This is a genomic window from Acinetobacter sp. CAU_H_29a_1 (assembly GCF_058599505.1).
The window spans coordinates 1,129,307-1,142,087 of sequence record NZ_CM178655.1 but is presented as its reverse complement, the minus strand read 5'-3'; the positions used below and the strand labels follow the sequence as shown (position 1 = coordinate 1,142,087).

12 protein-coding genes and 1 pseudogene are annotated in these 12,781 nt (G+C 41.2%); 4 read left to right on the top strand and 9 right to left on the bottom strand.

All coding sequences use genetic code 11. From position 1 onward, the window contains the following. The first annotated feature begins 130 nt into the window (after window positions 1–130). Window positions 131–1,558, top strand: a complete 1,428-nt coding sequence (locus tag AC4MDD_RS05715; RefSeq protein WP_114837586.1) for a cryptochrome/photolyase family protein — start codon at window positions 131–133, stop codon at window positions 1,556–1,558. Here the strand turns inward: AC4MDD_RS05715 and AC4MDD_RS05710 are convergent. Both AC4MDD_RS05710 and yaaA read right to left on the bottom strand, forming a co-directional pair. Then, window positions 1,555–2,181, bottom strand: coding sequence for an HD domain-containing protein (locus AC4MDD_RS05710; protein ID WP_004696137.1), 627 nt, complete (start codon window positions 2,179–2,181; stop codon window positions 1,555–1,557). The two genes, AC4MDD_RS05715 and AC4MDD_RS05710, sit on opposite strands and share 4 nt — an antisense overlap. Before the next feature lie 15 nt (window positions 2,182–2,196). Then, window positions 2,197–2,976, bottom strand: coding sequence for a peroxide stress protein YaaA (yaaA, locus tag AC4MDD_RS05705; RefSeq protein ID WP_491882420.1), 780 nt, complete (start codon window positions 2,974–2,976; stop codon window positions 2,197–2,199). A gap of 126 nt (window positions 2,977–3,102) precedes the next feature. Here yaaA and AC4MDD_RS05700 point away from each other — a divergent pair, with 126 nt between their 5' ends. Then, on the top strand, window positions 3,103–3,732 hold the full coding sequence (locus AC4MDD_RS05700; RefSeq protein WP_010327145.1) for an alpha/beta hydrolase: 630 nt from the start codon (window positions 3,103–3,105) through the stop codon (window positions 3,730–3,732). 468 nt (window positions 3,733–4,200) lie between these two features. On the opposite strand, the gene AC4MDD_RS05695 is transcribed toward AC4MDD_RS05700, so the two are convergent. Both AC4MDD_RS05695 and AC4MDD_RS05690 read right to left on the bottom strand, forming a co-directional pair. Beyond that, window positions 4,201–4,695 (bottom strand): IS630 family transposase, encoded by a 495-nt coding sequence (locus tag AC4MDD_RS05695; protein ID WP_265102686.1) that lies wholly within the window; start codon window positions 4,693–4,695, stop codon window positions 4,201–4,203. A 47-nt stretch (window positions 4,696–4,742) separates the two neighbouring features. After that, entirely contained in the window at window positions 4,743–5,048 is a 306-nt protein-coding gene (locus AC4MDD_RS05690; RefSeq protein WP_000122230.1) for an IS630 transposase-related protein, read from the bottom strand. 30 nt (window positions 5,049–5,078) lie between these two features. Between AC4MDD_RS05690 and AC4MDD_RS05685 the strand changes: the two are divergent. Next, window positions 5,079–5,432: pseudogene (locus AC4MDD_RS05685) on the top strand (DUF2147 domain-containing protein); the annotation flags it as partial. Window positions 5,433–5,545: 113 nt separating this feature from the next. Here the strand turns inward: AC4MDD_RS05685 and AC4MDD_RS05680 are convergent. The 4 genes from AC4MDD_RS05680 to pheA all read right to left on the bottom strand — a co-directional run bounded on the left by AC4MDD_RS05680 (window position 5,546) and on the right by pheA (window position 10,541). Then, the gene (locus AC4MDD_RS05680; RefSeq protein ID WP_491882419.1) at window positions 5,546–5,911 is read right to left on the bottom strand and encodes a hypothetical protein; all 366 of its coding nucleotides are present in this window, start codon (window positions 5,909–5,911) and stop codon (window positions 5,546–5,548) included. A gap of 108 nt (window positions 5,912–6,019) precedes the next feature. After that, complete coding sequence (locus AC4MDD_RS05675; RefSeq protein ID WP_114837589.1) at window positions 6,020–8,269, bottom strand: bifunctional prephenate dehydrogenase/3-phosphoshikimate 1-carboxyvinyltransferase; 2,250 nt, start codon at window positions 8,267–8,269, stop codon at window positions 6,020–6,022. 3 nt (window positions 8,270–8,272) lie between these two features. Next, window positions 8,273–9,364 carry a histidinol-phosphate transaminase gene (hisC, locus tag AC4MDD_RS05670; protein ID WP_114837590.1) on the bottom strand — a complete coding sequence of 364 codons (1,092 nt, stop codon included), beginning with the start codon at window positions 9,362–9,364 and terminating at the stop codon, window positions 8,273–8,275. A gap of 67 nt (window positions 9,365–9,431) precedes the next feature. Next, complete coding sequence (gene pheA, locus AC4MDD_RS05665) at window positions 9,432–10,541, bottom strand: prephenate dehydratase (RefSeq protein ID WP_004696123.1); 1,110 nt, start codon at window positions 10,539–10,541, stop codon at window positions 9,432–9,434. A 456-nt stretch (window positions 10,542–10,997) separates the two neighbouring features. Here pheA and AC4MDD_RS05660 point away from each other — a divergent pair, with 456 nt between their 5' ends. After that, window positions 10,998–11,516 carry a DJ-1/PfpI family protein gene (locus AC4MDD_RS05660; RefSeq protein ID WP_114837591.1) on the top strand — a complete coding sequence of 173 codons (519 nt, stop codon included), beginning with the start codon at window positions 10,998–11,000 and terminating at the stop codon, window positions 11,514–11,516. Window positions 11,517–11,567: 51 nt separating this feature from the next. Here the strand turns inward: AC4MDD_RS05660 and AC4MDD_RS05655 are convergent, their stop codons facing one another. Further along, a complete protein-coding gene (locus AC4MDD_RS05655; protein ID WP_005400559.1) occupies window positions 11,568–12,710 on the bottom strand; it encodes an acyl-CoA dehydrogenase family protein in 1,143 nt (380 codons plus the stop codon). Window positions 12,711–12,781: the final 71 nt, after the last annotated feature.

Below are 12,781 nucleotides of genomic sequence, written 5' to 3'. Positions count from 1 at the left end.
TTTATAGTTTTTTCTGATTTAATTATTTCAATAACATAAGATTAAATTAAATGAGTGAGAAAAAATATGATCAAAGTGCTCAATTTTGTAATATTTTATATTTCAAAAAATTACAGTTGATTAACCTTTTATGAACATAATTTGGTTTAGACAAGATCTTCGCATACACGACCATGCCGCACTTTGGCATGCAAGCCAACATGGACCTATGCTGGCTTTAGTGATCCTATCCCCACAACAGTGGCTATTACATCATGATGCAGCTGTAAAAATTGATTTATATGTCAGACAATTGCACGATTTAAAACAGAGCCTTGCTCAGCTGAATATTCCTTTGCTCATTCTAAATATTCCGCTGTGGCAAGATATTCCACGTCAGCTTTCATCTTTATGTCATACACTGCAAGTACAACAAATCTTTGCAAATATCGAAATGGGCGTGAATGAGCTTAAGCGCGATGCCGAAGTTCAACAATGCTTAAATCAGCAACACATTGAATTTACGCTCTTCCAAGATCGAATCCTCTTTCCCTTAAACAGTATTCGTAACCAATCTGGTAAGCCCTATCAAGTCTTTGGCGCTTTTAAAAAAACCTGTTATGAGCGCTTAAATATTGGCTTACCGCAGTGCTACCCTCTCCCTTCTGCACAGCAACCTATACACCTTCCTGCCGATTTAAATACAGCCATTCCACACATTGAATCACTGATTGATGTGAATACGAATGAGTTAAATCAAATTAAAGCCTATTGGCCTGAAACGGAAATATATGCGCTTTCAATGCTCGATGATTTTATTGATCACAAAGTTAGTGACTATCAAAAAGAGAGAGACTTTCCATTTTTAAATAGCACCAGTCAACTTTCAACTTATTTAAATCTCGGGATCGTGTCGATTCGACAGTGTCTCAATGCCCTGTTTCGTGCTCAACACGGCCAATTTATGATTGATAACACAGGTCAGCAGACTTGGTTAGATGAATTACTTTGGCGAGAGTTTTATCAGCATATTTTATTTGATTTTCCACATGTCTCTAAACATCGGCCATTTAAAGCCAATACACAGCGTATTGTATGGCGAGATTCGCCTGAAGATTTAAACGCGTGGCAACAAGGTCGTACTGGTATTCCAATTGTGGATGCAGGTATGCGACAACTACTTGCGACAGGCTGGATGCACAATCGTGTTCGTATGATTGTCGCAATGTTCTTAACTAAAAACTTGTTGATTGATTGGCGTCTGGGCGAGCAATGGTTTATGCAACATTTGGCTGATGGTGACTTAGCTGCCAATAATGGCGGATGGCAGTGGTGTGCCTCCACGGGCACCGATGCTGTGCCTTATTTCCGAGTCTTTAACCCTGTGAGCCAATCTCAGAAATTTGATAGCAATGGTGATTATATTCGACAGTGGCTGCCAGAGCTTGCACATTTAGATGCCAAAAACATTCATGAGCCTTATGCGAAGCAGCAGAATATGGATTTGGACTACCCCAAACCAATCGTCGATTTAAAATCCAGTCGTGTTCGTGCCATCGAAGCATTTAAAGGGCTTTAAACACCTAAAGTTTGGGCTAAGTTCTGCTTAGCAAGACGCTCATAGCACTTTTGGAAAAATGGCGTCTGGTACAGTGGTTGCGTTTCTAAAAAGTGCCTTAACACTTGCTGGCGCTTCTGCACATAAAGTGCGGGCTCAACCCAAGCATATTCTTGCTGAATTTGGCGTTCATATTCAGCAAAACGCATAGGATCACTGGCTAAAATAGCCAGATCAATATCCAATAAATAAGCCAAATCAGTGTCAACTGTCGGTGCATGTGCTTTTGTTGCCAAAATCCATGCGTAGAGCTTTGCAATTTGCTCAGCTCCAAGCACATTTTTAAGCATCCGTTGCATATAGTCGGCGCTTTGCTGCTCATTATCATGTGCTTGCGGGTTGTAAATGACATCATGAAACCAAATGGCCAACTCAACAGACAAAGGATCGTCTAGGTAGGTTTTGATCTGATGAAAATGCTCAAAACATTCAACAATATGTTGAATGCTATGATAATGCCGCTGTACTTCACTATAGGCGTTATACAGCGAGGCATGGAACTTTTGAGTGGTATCGTCATCCAAACTCAATTGCTTTGCGGTGAGCGCCCAATAGTCCTGAAACTGTTTTGTATACTGCACCATTGGAATGCCCTTTCGTTATGCTGCCTGTTCATCTCGTTTAAAGACCAACTCACTTTTTAATGAGCTATCTGCATCAAAATAATAACCATCTGTTTGGAATGATTTTAACCCCTCAATTTGATCAATTTGGTTTTCAATCATATAACGCGCCATCAAACCACGCGCTTTTTTGGCATAGAAACTAATGACTTTATATTTGCCATTTTTCTGATCTAAAAACACAGGTTTAATAATTTCTGCTTGAATTTTGCTTTCTTTCACAGATTTATAGTATTCATCCGAAGCAATATTCAGCAAAATTTTCGAACCTGCCTGTTCTAAATCTTGGTTAATTAAATCGGTAATGTGATTGCCCCAAAACTCATACAGATTATGTCCGCGTGGGTTAGCTAGCTTAGTTCCCATCTCTAAACGATACGGCATCATCAAGTCCAATGGACTTAGCAAACCATATAACCCAGAGAGCATTCTTAAATGTTGCTGTGCGTATTCAATGCTCGACTCTGACAAATGATAAGCATCTAAACCAGTATAGACATCGCCCTTAAAAGCAAACATAGCTTGTCGGGCATTTGCAAAGTTGAATTCTGGCTGCCAATCGCGAAAACGATCGACATTTAAGGTGGCAATTTTTTCACTGACACTCATTAAGCTTGCAATTTCACTTGCTGACAGTTTGCGACTAACTTCGATCAATTCTTGGGAATGTTGTAGCAATCTGGGTTGTGTATACGCATCGGTTGGTAAAGCAGTTTGGTAATCTAAAGTTTTGGCAGGAGAAACAAGGGCAAGCATAGATAACCTGATTAAAAAACAATTAAACAGACTATATCAGTAGACTTATTTTATTGCCAATCTGTGTTTTTAATAAGCATAAACGGTTAAACTAGCCCATTCTCCTGTTATATGTATCGATTCTCTATGTCTGAGCAGATGTTCATTCAAGGTCCAGTTGGACAAATTGAAGTTTTTGTAGATTATCCACAGGGTGAAGTGAAAGGATTCGCGGTAGTTACTCACCCCCATCCACTCCAAGGTGGTACGCCTCAACACAAGGTTCCAGCATTGCTTGCGCAAATGTTCTTAGAACGCGGTTGTATTGTGTACCGTCCAAGTTTCCGTGGCTCAGGTCAAAGTGTTGGTCTACACGACGAAGGTCATGGCGAAACTGATGATGTTCTTGAAGTGATTAAGCATGCTCGTGCAGCACATACAACTTTACCCTTCTATGCAGGTGGTTTTAGTTTCGGTGCGCATGTCATGGCAAAATGCTATGATGCTTTACAAGAAGAAATTCGACCAAAACAAACCATTTTATGTGGTCTACCAACGGCAACGGTCGCAGGTGTGCGCCACTATGTAACACCTCAACTTAAAGGTGACATCTTATTTATCCATGGCGAAGCCGATGAAGTGACCTTACTGTCTGACATGATTACATGGGCTAAACCGCAGCGCCATTTAGTGACTGTATTACCTGGTGCAAACCATTTCTTTACCGGTTACTTAAAACAGTTACGTATTGCGATTACACGTTTCCTGTGGATTTAACGCATCACTCAGTTCAGGAAAGAAATGACTGTCTAACATTAGCCCCTTTCTTTCTTGAACTTTTTATTTTTAATCTAGACGTATCTCTTTTTCTATTCCAACGCTTCATTAGCCGTCCGTTATATCTATTCTGTTCCCAAAATAATTTTAAGCTCCCTTTTGAGCGCTAAACTCAATCAGCACTACCTCCATCAAATACCTGTTTTAAAAATCAGTGAGGCTTGAACCCTGCTAATGGTACTTTATGCAACAATCTACGCTTGAACTTGATATATTCTGCACATCATTATTCAAATAATAAGTTATACAATCAACATCTTAGCTCGAGAGAGCTATTCATTTAAATAATTTTTAAAATATTCAGGGATTTTATGAAAACAATTCTCGGGGCAGTTTTAGTCACTATAGCCACCACATCAGCCTGTGCTCAGGACATTATAGGAACTTGGCGTTATATCGATGATATAGTCAAAATACTTTATTATTCATACAAGATTCGAAAAAAACTCGAAATAACTCATCGACTGAGTCGATCAACCATTCTTTACGCTTACGTTTAACCCATGCCCACATGTGTTCTATAGGATTTAAATCAGGGCTGTATGCAGGAAGCCAAAGAATTTTATGCCCTTGTTGTTCCAATAACTCCTGAATATCTGCTCTTTTATGAAATGCTGCATTATCCATAACCACTACACTATTTTCTGGTAATGCTGGTATGAGGAATTGCTCAATCCAAAAATGAAAAACATCTGAATTGATTTTGCAGTCAAATAAACCGACTGAAAATAACTTACCCTCATGGATTGCTCCAATGGCATTGGTCTGATTCTTTAATTGCCAATTATATTGCCCTAAACAGGGCACACCTTTTCGTGAGTAGCCATGAGGTCTGTAATCATGTGACTTAAAACCACTTTCATCCAGATAAATAATCGGGTGGTTTGTTTCTAATTCATTCACTTGCTGAATAAATTTATCCCTAAGCTTTGTATCTGCTTTAGGATGGCTTAACGTCTTTTTTTAACTGTAATATTTAAGCGCTTTAATGCAGCACCAATAGATGAAACACCACAATTAAAACGTGCAGCACGTTCATATTGATAAGCATCAGGATACTTTTCAACATCTTCACGTAAAGCATCATCGTTAATTTTAGAAGGTTTACGTACACGAGTTTTTTTAATCTCTATACGTTTCTTCCATTCAACAATGGTATTTTTATTAATTTCAAATTGTGCAGCTACCGCTCGAATAGAATAACCTTCCTCAAGCTTAGCTAAAATTTTACGTCTAAAATGTTCTGAATAACTCATTGCACCATTGTATTGGTTTTATAATGATTTGACTATAAAACTGGAGAACCCAAAGGTCTGGTGAAAATTGAAAAGCAAGCCAATGGAACTTATGCAGGAACTGCACTGAAAGCAACTCCTCGCCCAGGTTATACAGCAAAAGAGTTCTGCACCAACTGCCCTGCACCCTACACCGATAAGCCTATTATTGGTATGCAAGTGATTACAGGTTTAAAAACTGAAAATAATATTAATTATACCCATGGCAAAATCATTGACCCCGTTTCAGGCAAGCTGTATAGCCTAAAAGGTAAAATTAGCCCAAATGGGAAAAAACTATTCTTAAGAGGCTATTTAGGCGTCTCGGCTGTGGGACGTAGTCAGACGTGGTTACGTGTGGAATAAGTCTTATAGCACATCCAGTTATAAGCGCGTTGACCCATCAAAATATTAAACGTGTTCTGTTCTAAAAAATGCTGAATTAGGAAAAACCAATTCAGCATTTTTTATCTATTCAATTAGCCTTTCCACTCAAACTCAGTAAAACTTTTATCTATTTTTAGTGTGGTTTCAACCGCTTGTGCCAATTGATTTAATAAGCTTCGTTCAGCAATTCGGTCTAACCAGTCTTGCTCTTCATCTGGATAAGAGGCAATTTCGCACACCAGATTTCCTTCGCCGTCATGACCTTGGCACGTAATAGACAGTGGCAAAGTATGATTATCGACACTCACAGCCACTTGATCACCACTTTGTGGCAAAGTTTCAAAACCCAATTGACCTAACTTTTCAACCAGTAGGTCTTGTACCTGCTTCTGTACTACACTACTCTCACTTACTTCCTGCTGCTGTCCATGCTGCGCCGTAAATTGTAATTTTCTCATTGATCATCCCAAAGGCTTTTTTGTTATATGGGTTTAGCATAATGGCTTAATACAAAACAGCCAAGCAAAAGCTTGGCTGTTCTCACACAAAATATATAAGCTTTAGTCTTATTCCGTGACTTGGATCGCTAAACCGGCTTGATTGCTTAATTGCGTAAAGGTCGGGAAACTCGTAGCAACCGTTTCAGTGCCAATAATTTTAATTTCACCAGAGGTGCGTAAGCCAGCCATTGAGAAACTCATCGCAATACGGTGATCGTGATGTGATTCAATTTCGCCACCAGTGAAAATCGCGCCCCACTCACCTGAATGACCTTTACCTTCAATGATGATGCCATCGTCAGTCGGCGTACAATCGATACCCATGGTTTTTAAACCATCCGCCATCACTTGAATACGATCTGATTCTTTCACACGCAGCTCAGCAGCACCCGTTAATACGGTTTGCCCTTCAGCACATGCCGCTGCAATGAACAATGCAGGGAATTCATCAATCGCCAATGGCACTTGATCTTCAGGCATATGAATACCTTTGAGTGTACGTGTGCCTTGAATACGAATATCTGCAATCGGCTCACCGCCTGCAATACGTTCATTTTCAACCGTAATGTCCGCACCCATTTGCTTCAAAATCTCGATCACACCTGTACGCGTTGGGTTAATGCCCACGGCTTCTAAAGTAACGTCTGAACCTTCAGTAATCGCAGCACCCACCATAAAGAAAGCAGCCGACGAAATATCTGATGGCACCTGAATCTCTGTACCGACTAGCTTACCGCCACCTTGCAGTGAGATTCGATTACCCTCTGTTTTCACATCATAACCAAATGCACGTAGCATACGTTCAGTATGGTCACGTGTAGGTTCTGGTTCTGTGACCGATGTTTCACCTGCTGCCCACAATCCTGCCAATAAAATCCCAGATTTCACCTGCGCAGATGCCATTGGCAAATCATAGTGAATGCCTTGTAAAGCTTGGTTTCCCGTGATCGAAACAGGAGGTGTACCACGCTCACCTGTAGTTTGAATCTGTGCACCCATTTCACGTAACGGTTTAGCAATACGTTCCATTGGACGCTTCGACAGTGATGCATCACCCGTCATTACAGAGTCAAATTTTTGTGCAGAGAGCATGCCTGAAAGCAAACGCATCGAAGTCCCTGAGTTACCCATGTAAAGCGCACTTGCTGGCGCTTTTAGGCCATTTACGCCGACACCATGAATCGTCACTTCACCATTTTTAGGACCTTCAATGCTCACGCCCATATCACGGAAGGCTTGTAAGGTTGCTAGCGCATCTTCTCCTTCCAAGAAACCTGTCACATGCGTCGTTCCTTCTGCAATTGCACCAAACATGATTGAACGGTGTGACACAGATTTATCACCTGGCACGCTAAACTTACCTTGGAAACTCTTTTTACCCGGTAATATGGTGAATTGCTGTGTCGTCACTTTATTGTTCTCCATGAAAGGTTTTTGAGCCAGCATATGGTTAAAATGCTGGCGTGCTGCTTGCGCATGTCCAAGCAAGCCCATTAAAGCATGTGAATCTTCATCTTCAATGAGTTTACGAATCGTAGCCAGTTGGTTTTCAAAACCATCTACGGCATTTAAAATGGCTTTTTTATTGGCAAAAAAGATGTCATGCCACATTTGTGGGTCACTTGCGGCAATTCGAGAAAAATCGCGGAAGCCCCCCGCAGCATAGCGAAAAATATCTAAATTATCTTCACGGTTTGCCAGTTGTTCAACTAAGTTAAAAGCCATCAAATGCGGAAGATGACTGGTATGAGCCAAGACTTCATCATGCTTGGCCACATCCATACAAATCACTTCTGCTTTCGCAGCTTGCCATAGTTGAATCAGTTTCTCTACAGCCCAATCAGCACTGGTCGGTAACGGTGTCAGAATCACTTTATGATTTGCAAATAAATCGACCTTACCCGCATGTACACCCGTGTGTTCTGCCCCAGCAATTGGATGCCCCGGTACAAACCCGGCAGGTAATGCTTCGCCATACACGGCTTTGGCCGCGTCGACCACATTGCCTTTGGTACTGCCTACATCGGTAATAATCGTATGTTCTTGCAAATATGGTTTGATGGTTTCCAATACTTTTTGCGTTGCACGAACAGGTAAGGCTAAAACCACCAAGTCCGCACCTTGAACCGCCTGCACAGGATCACTATACCCCTGTTGGATTAAGCCCAAAGCTTTGGCATCCTGTAAGGTTTTTTCCGAACGTGTAGAGGCTACAATATTTTGGGTTAAACCTTCAGCAATCATCACCCGTGCAAGACTTGAACCAATCAGTCCAAGACCAATAAATGCAACTTTTTCAAATAGTGGCACAGACATAATTTAAGCGTTCGCCTCTAAACCTAGTACGTTGGCCAAAGCCGTTAGAAATTTCGTATTTTCAGCTTCAGTTCCAATCGATACTCGTAAATGATTGGCGATGCCCACAGGACGAACAATCACCCCTTCTTTTAATAAAGCATTAAAAGTTTGTGCAGGATCGGCTTGTATATCGACCAAAATGAAGTTAGCACGAGAAGGCTCATAGTTTAGACCTAACGCTTTAAACCCTGTTTCAAGTTGCACCATGCCCACTTTATTGACCACACGTGATTTCTCAATGAAATCTTCATCTTTCAGTGCAGCAACTGCTGCCACCATGGCTAAATGGTTGACGTTAAACGGCTGACGAATGCGATTTAAGAAATCTGTCACTTCTGCCGATGCTAAAGCAAAACCAACACGTAATGCCGCTAAACCAAAGCACTTCGACATGGTGCGGCTAACAATCAGGTTTGGATACTGTGCTAAAAACTTCAAGCTATTAAAGTTTTCTGGAAAATATTCCACATAAGCTTCATCTAAAACCACGATCACATGACTCGGTACTTTTTGCATGAAGCGCTCAAATTCGGCCTCTTCAAACCAAGTTCCTGTCGGATTATTGGGATTTGCAATAAACACCAATTTGGTATTGTCTTTAATTGCCACCGCCATCGCGTCAAGGTCATGCGAAAAACCTTGAGCAGGTACCTCAATCGCTTCAGCATTGATGGCTTGCGTGACCAAAGCATAAACTGCAAATGCGTGTTGGCTATACACTACCGAGTCTTTATCTGAAACAAATGCACGGGCAAAAATTTCAAGTAGATCGTTTGAGCCATTGCCTAAAGTAATACAATCATGTGCTACACCAAACTGCGTATGAACTTGATCCTTCAAGATAAAACCACCACCGTCTGGATATCGTCCAATTTCCGCCAATTCAGCAGCAACTGCTTCTTTTACTTTGTCCGAACAACCCAAAGGGTTTTCATTTGAAGCAAGCTTAACAATATCGGTCATTCCCAATTCACGCTCTAATTCGCTGATTGGCTTACCTGGTTGATATGGTTTTAACTTCGCAATACCTTCATTGGCTGGAGCAAACGACATGTGACCTTTCCATTCTTACAAGTGGTGTACATGGTTGAGTTTGGAACAAACCCAACCACCTTAGAGATTACAGTACTGCAATCGGGTATGAACCCAATACTCGAACTTCTTTCACAAGTGGACGAATCTCTTCAATCGCCGCTTTAACATTGTCTTGTTCCACATGACCTTCTAAGTCGATGAAGAAAACATAAGCCCATTTTTCAGGCAGTGCTGGACGCGTTTCGATACTGGTCAAACTAATGTTGTGCTTTGCAAATGGTGCAAGGATTTCCAATAATGCACCTGCACGATCATGTGCAGAAATCAGCAATGACGTTTTATCATTACCGCTTTGCGGGATTCTTTCACGACCAATCACCAAGAAACGTGTGGTGTTCTCAGGATTATCTTCAATATTGCTGTGTAAAATTTCTAAATCATAAATACTTGCTGCAACATCAGATGCAATAGCAGCCGAATGCCATTCAGTACGAATACGACGTGCCGCCTCAGCATTCGAACTTAAAGCTACACGTTCCACACCTGGATAGTGTGCGTCTAACCATGCACGACACTGTGCCAAAGTTTGCTGATGCGCATAAATTTGTTTAATACTGTCTTTACGCGTGTTTTCAGATACAAGAAACTGGTGATGAATACGCAATTCAACTTCACCAATCACATTTAAGTGTGAGGCTTTAAAACAATCCAAAGTATGATTGACCACACCTTCTGATGAGTTTTCTACAGGCACCAAACCATAGTGTGCACTGCCTGCTTCCACTTCACGGAACACTTCATCAATGGTCGGTAAAGGACGAACCACAGCATCATGTCCAAAATGCTTCAACACCGCAGAGTGTGTATAAGTTCCAACAGGGCCTAAAAATGCAATACTTTGCGGTGCTTCAAGCGCCAAACATGCAGACATGATTTCACGGAACAAACGTGCCATGGTCACATCAGACAAAGGGCCTTCATTACGCTCCATAACATTCCGTAAAACTTGCGCTTCACGTTCTGGACGGTAAAACATTGGATTCTCTTCAGAAGCAAATTTTGCTTTTGCAACAGCTTCCGCCAGTTTCGCTCGACGGTTAATAAGTTGTTGAATCTGTTGATCAACAGAGTCGATATCCTGACGGATTTGGTTGAGGTCAAGAGAAGTCGTTGTGTTTTGATCGTCTTGGATCATTGTTATGTCGCCCTTCATATACATTGTGCAAACAGTATAACAATAGTTAGCTTTGAAATCTTGCGCAATAAAACTTTGCATGTTTCAGTGCTAAAAACAGACAGTTGATTTAATCATCAAGTTTATCAATAAACTGCCCCAATAATAGACATCAATAAAACCACTGAGCCCTGCCTATTTTTCTCGTGTGGTTATGCATAGAACAACACTCAAACAAAACACTAAGACGATGGTGTTTAGGTCTTAGCTTATCGCTTTTAAAACTGTATCTAGGTTTTGAAAAATTTTGCTACACCTTCACAAAAATCACCATTCATCCGTATTTCAGTGCGTTAGAATATCTTTTAAAATATGCTTTACTTAAGTTGACGTATTCATAACAAAGAGAGTATGCAGCAGTAGCGATTGCTCTATAGTCTCAATAAAACAAAACAATAATGAACTGTAGGTACTGTCATGCACAAAAAAATTGCAGTCTTGGTCACCTATGACTTTGAGGATGCCGAATATGCTGAACCCGTAGAAGCATTTCGAGCAGCTCGGCATAGTATTATTAACCTTGAAAGTCAGGCTGGAAAAATCATTTATGGCAAAAAGCGTAAAGCTTTTGTCACCATTGACCAAAGTATCGATGATGCCTCTGTGCATGACTTCGATGCCTTACTCATTCCTGGCGGTTTTTCGCCAGACAACCTGTGCCAAGATGAACGCTATGTCTTATTTGTCAGGCACTTTGCAAACATGCAAAAACCTATTTTATGCAGTGCAGACGTTCCGCAAATTTTAATGCATGCTGGAGTTGTGAAAGGTAGGCGCATGACGTGTATCCATCACCTTCATCAAGACTTAAAAGATGCAGGTGCCGTGCTGTATGACACAGGTGTTGTGAATGACAATAACTTATACATTTCATCACAAACCCAATATGACCTCCCCGCCTTTATTCAAGAAAGTTTATTGGTACTGAACCGATAAAAAAGAGCCTACTTGAGGCTCTTTTACGCATGTTTATATCAGCACCTAGGCTTAACGCCCAAGTAGACTACGCGCGACAATTTCTTTCATAATTTCATTAGTCCCGCCGTAAATGCGTTGAATACGCGCATCGACAAAGAAACGTGAAATTGGATATTCACTCATATAGCCATAGCCACCAAAGAGCTGCAATAAATTATCTGCCACCTTCATTTGCATGTCTGTTGAAAAACTTTTTAATGCTGCTGCGGTTTCGACATCCAGCTTGCCTTGCATATAAAGCTCAACGTTTTGATTGTAAAAAGCTGCTGTGGCTTGTTCATCAATCTTGGCTTGAGCCAAAACAAAACGTGTATTTTGGAACTGCGAAATATGTTGACCAAAAGCTTGGCGCTCTTTGACGTATTGGATGGTGACATCAATCGAACCGCGAATTGCACCTATAGCTGTTGCTGCAATTGCTGTACGCTCTCGTGGTAGCTCTTGCATCAAATAAGCAAAACCTTGGCCTGCTTGTCCCAACAATTGATCTTTCGGGACTTTGACATTGTCATAAAACAACTCAGAAGTGTCTTGTGAATGCAGCCCAATTTTGTCGAGGTTGGTGCCTTTTTTAAACCCATCCAAATGGGTATCGACTAACATCAGTGAAACACCCTTTGCTCGGGCTTGCGGATCAGTTTTCACCGCTAATACCACAAGGTCGGCATGCTGCCCATTGGAAATAAAGGTTTTAGAGCCATTTAAAATATAATGCTCACCTTGCAAAATGGCATTACTTCGCATGGCTTGTAAGTCTGAACCCGCACCCGGTTCAGTCATCCCAATCGCACCGACCACTTCACCTGACACCATTTTCGGTAACCAGTACTGCTTCTGTGCTTCAGTTCCGATATGCAAAATATAAGGCGCAGCAATTTCAGAGTGACAAGAAATACCTGTCGATAAAGCACTAAAACCTGCACGTGCTGACTCTTCCACCAACATGAGTGAATAATGCGTTGGAACACCATAACCGCCATATTCCTCAGGTACATCGACACATAAGAAACCATTTTCACCCAAGGCATTCCAGACTGAGCGCGGCATTAAGCCTTCTCGTTCCCACTGTTCATAGTGTGGTGCAATGTGTTCATTCATAAAACGGCGAAAGTTATCGCGAAATAGTTCTAAGTCTGCATCGTAATTCAACATGCTTCTTCCTTGTAGTGACGTTGTTTTATTATTCAGCTCACATGCTAGCCATTTTTAAGGCAACTGTCATG

Coding starts and splice junctions, on each gene's coding strand:
- AC4MDD_RS05715 (WP_114837586.1), top strand. CDS start 131: ATGAACATAATTTGGTTTAGACAAGATCTTCGCATACACGACCATGCC.
- AC4MDD_RS05710 (WP_004696137.1), bottom strand. CDS start 2,181: ATGGTGCAGTATACAAAACAGTTTCAGGACTATTGGGCGCTCACCGCA.
- yaaA (WP_491882420.1), bottom strand. CDS start 2,976: ATGCTTGCCCTTGTTTCTCCTGCCAAAACTTTAGATTACCAAACTGCT.
- AC4MDD_RS05700 (WP_010327145.1), top strand. CDS start 3,103: ATGTCTGAGCAGATGTTCATTCAAGGTCCAGTTGGACAAATTGAAGTT.
- AC4MDD_RS05690 (WP_000122230.1), bottom strand. CDS start 5,048: ATGAGTTATTCAGAACATTTTAGACGTAAAATTTTAGCTAAGCTTGAG.
- AC4MDD_RS05680 (WP_491882419.1), bottom strand. CDS start 5,911: ATGAGAAAATTACAATTTACGGCGCAGCATGGACAGCAGCAGGAAGTA.
- AC4MDD_RS05675 (WP_114837589.1), bottom strand. CDS start 8,269: ATGTCTGTGCCACTATTTGAAAAAGTTGCATTTATTGGTCTTGGACTG.
- hisC (WP_114837590.1), bottom strand. CDS start 9,364: ATGTCGTTTGCTCCAGCCAATGAAGGTATTGCGAAGTTAAAACCATAT.
- pheA (WP_004696123.1), bottom strand. CDS start 10,541: ATGATCCAAGACGATCAAAACACAACGACTTCTCTTGACCTCAACCAA.
- AC4MDD_RS05660 (WP_114837591.1), top strand. CDS start 10,998: ATGCACAAAAAAATTGCAGTCTTGGTCACCTATGACTTTGAGGATGCC.
- AC4MDD_RS05655 (WP_005400559.1), bottom strand. CDS start 12,710: ATGTTGAATTACGATGCAGACTTAGAACTATTTCGCGATAACTTTCGC.